General features: G+C 43.9%; 4 protein-coding genes. All 4 read right to left on the bottom strand.

Going from position 1 to position 3,278, the window contains the following annotated elements:
• Positions 1 to 211: 211 nt before the first annotated feature.
• Positions 212 to 1,312, bottom strand: a complete 1,101-nt coding sequence (locus AC1DWB_RS32580) for a GerAB/ArcD/ProY family transporter (protein WP_477545249.1) — start codon at positions 1,310 to 1,312, stop codon at positions 212 to 214.
• Between the two features lie 15 nt (positions 1,313 to 1,327).
• The gene (locus tag AC1DWB_RS32575; RefSeq protein WP_477545248.1) at positions 1,328 to 1,561 is read right to left on the bottom strand and encodes a hypothetical protein; all 234 of its coding nucleotides are present in this window, start codon (positions 1,559 to 1,561) and stop codon (positions 1,328 to 1,330) included.
• A gap of 6 nt (positions 1,562 to 1,567) precedes the next feature.
• Positions 1,568 to 2,764 (bottom strand): Ger(x)C family spore germination protein, encoded by a 1,197-nt coding sequence (locus tag AC1DWB_RS32570; protein WP_477545247.1) that lies wholly within the window; start codon positions 2,762 to 2,764, stop codon positions 1,568 to 1,570.
• A 32-nt stretch (positions 2,765 to 2,796) separates the two neighbouring features.
• On the bottom strand, positions 2,797 to 3,278 hold a 482-nt coding region (locus AC1DWB_RS32565; RefSeq protein WP_477545246.1), incomplete at its 5' end, for a spore germination protein.

Here is a 3,278-nt window from a genome sequence, read left to right as displayed (position 1 = left end):
GATAATGGGTAGGGCTGGGGGCTCCGGAAGCGAATAGAGTGGAAAACCCACTCTACAGCCGCCCCGTCGATGCCGCCGAGGAGGTTGGGATATGATGTTCTATGATCCTAGCGGGAACCGTCTCTGGGCGATCGAAGATCCGAAGAAGAAGTAGAACAGCGAGAAACTATAGCATGCTTTTGACGAACCGCATAGTTCACATGTTTTTCATTCAAGACCCACGCGCCTTACGTATAGATGCAAGACCTAGTAGCAGTAAAGGATATACCACACTTGCCATTATAGAGAAAGAGGTCCAAAACGTATTGGTTGAGTACCGATCATAGACACTGTTGGGAAACTCAATGATTGCAAGCGGAATAAGCATACCGCCTAACGGCAAAACCAAGGGACGGTAGTCCTTCAAATTAAAGATTTGACTCACCGCGGTTACAGCGACATACAAGTACAGGGACAATCTGAAGTAGAGGGAAATAATCCACATAAAGGCCATGAACACTTCTAAACGTTGCAGAATATCCCCAATATTAATCTTCTTGGCTAAGGCATAGCTCGGAAATGTATTCCTAATCGTAAGTTCCTGTCCCAGTACAAAAATATTTAAGGTGATAATTACAAGCAGAACGAATCCCCCCATAAGACTGCCGATTAATAGTGCTTTTCGAGTTTGATTCGGTTGAATAATTTGAGACGGACTAATCATCAACAGCAGGACAATGGGGAAGGTAGCATTACTTAAGTACATCAGGGCTCCAGTCAGGGTCGGCTTAATACCGTATTCAAGAATAGGGTAGATGTTATCGATCTTAATCTGGGGCGTGATAAATAAAACCTGAAATAAGAATAAGGACATGAACAACGCGAATAAGATCTGCGCCGTACGCGCTATAGTTTCCAATCCTAGACGCACTCCCATTACTACAATGAGTACAAAAAGAATGTTTATGGCTTGGACGGGTGTATCCGGTATAATTTGGGTCGCCATAAAATTCCCGATATAATACACATTAGAGACGGGCCCCCCTAAATAAAAAATGCCGAAGAAAACAAAAGCAACCGTCTTACCTAGCCATTTTCCTAACAATTTTTCATTTAATTGAACCAGGTTCAGGGAGGGGAAAGTGTTGCCCACCTTATAATGGATCCAGACAAGTCCAAGCCCAATGGCGATCCCGATGATCGCGGACAACCAAGCATCTTGCTTCGCATAGAATGTCATGCCCGACGGGACAATCAGGATGGCGCTTCCGATTGAATAAAGAGCCACTAGTATCGTAAATTGACTTGCGGATATTTTCTCTTGTCCCACCATGTCTAATTCCTCCCTTCATTCCAACAGTCCAAATATAATATCGCTTGTTGGTTTGAAAATATAACTTAATCCATCTAATGGGTTCGGTATGGGCAAATGCAAGCTGGCCCCAATACTTAAGCATGCTCCTATCAGGAGAAGGACTGAAAATAGGCCAAGCTCCTTTTTCAGCCCGTTTTTCCTCATAGGAGGCACCTCGATCATAATAATCACAAGACATACTACAAGCACTCCAAGGACTGCCAGCATGTTTCACTACTCCTTCGTCTTGTTCATAGGGGGATCTCCAATAGTACCCAGATGCCTTATACGTACGTCTACATGAATATCAACCGTCAACTCAGTAAAATGACGATTCCATTCCTCTTTAACTTTGTTCCAATAAGCAGGTTCTGCCCTGTGGATCGCTTCTCCGAAGCTGAATATATCCGTTTTAAGCGACTTGGCTTTCCGGATGGAAGCTTGGCTGTGTTCTTTAATTTCCTTCTCGATTTCCTGTTCCAATAATGAGAGCGTCTCTCCCTTGGTCAGCTCGATCTTGCATTCCACATCCGATACACTAGCCTCGGTTCTTATCGTTACGTCTACTTTTGGTTTTCCATTGACGACCAGACCTTTGACTTTTGTCTTCGATCTAATGATATCAACCGCTAAATAACCTCCCGTTGGACACCCGATATTAATAACCGAACGTTTTAACTGATTAGTTAAGTCCGTGAAGCCCTTGCTTTCCTCTTCATTGAGCCAACCAACCATTCGATCTCCATCAAAAACCGCAATACCCCAAAGCTGCAGAACACCTAAAGGTTTACTGGATTCAAAGTTTCGTCTGGTTTGACTTCCTTCTAAATCCCCAACTAGACGGATACCGGTTAAAACGGGATTGTTCCCCTTCTTTACAACATTTCTGATGAGATCATCCAGTTGGACCGTTGTTACGGGCGACCATTCCTTTTCGGCTGTGGTCAAGAAACTAAACATTTGGTTACTCGGAATTTTCTCCATAACCGTCATGATAGACATCATTTCTTTCGCTGACGTTTCCCTTGAGATGGCGAAATAGAAATCTGTCCGAAATTCATAGTTTCTAGATAAATAATCTAACGTTTCGCTTATGCCCTCCCTGGCTAAAGATTCGGAAAAAATCACCATCCGGACATGGGAAAAATACGATTCTCTAGGAGTTATGGTCGTTAATTTTCGGACTGCTTCTGCCAAAGTATCCCCTTTTGAACTATACACCGTGACGGGAGCCCGATTACCGCCCCCTCCTTTATTAGAGATTTCCCCCGGGTTAACAATTTGTATGGTTACCTCAAACTGTTTGTTGGATTTATCGATCCCGACACCTACTACAATTCCGAGTGAATTCAACTCTTGGCGGCTCCAACAACCGGTTAAGAACATAACGAGTACGAGAAAGACGAGGAATAGAAGCATTTTTAGTTTCACAAGTCCAATTCCTTTCCCGGTATGGTTGCAGCTTAGATTGGAGGCGGATTTTTCTTTTCACGGGTTACGTTTCTTCGATTCAATAATTTAGGACGAAATAACATAGCCCACCACGGTACCCGAATAAACACATCTCTTTGGTCCGTGAGGTTAAATGGAGCAAGCGGACTCATATAAGGAATACCGAAGGTGCGCAAACTGCATAAATGCAGGAGTAAAGCGATGACTCCGACAATAATTCCGTATAACCCTAAGGAGGCAGCAAGTCCCATTAGAGGGAAACGAAGCATACGGAATGAATTCGCTATGCTGTAATCTGTAAACGAAAAACTGCTGATAGCCGTAATGGCAACCACAATAACCATTGCGGGGGATACAATTCCTGCCTCAACTGCTGCCTGCCCAATAACAAAGGTGCCGACTACGGATACCGCGGGTCCAATTGTTCTGGGCATACGGATACCAGCTTCACGCAATATTTCGAAAGCTATTTCCATTAGGAGCGCTTCGAAGA

It is taken from the genome of Paenibacillus sp. P4_E11 (genome assembly GCF_056401635.1).
This window is presented reverse-complemented; position numbering and strand designations above follow the sequence as displayed.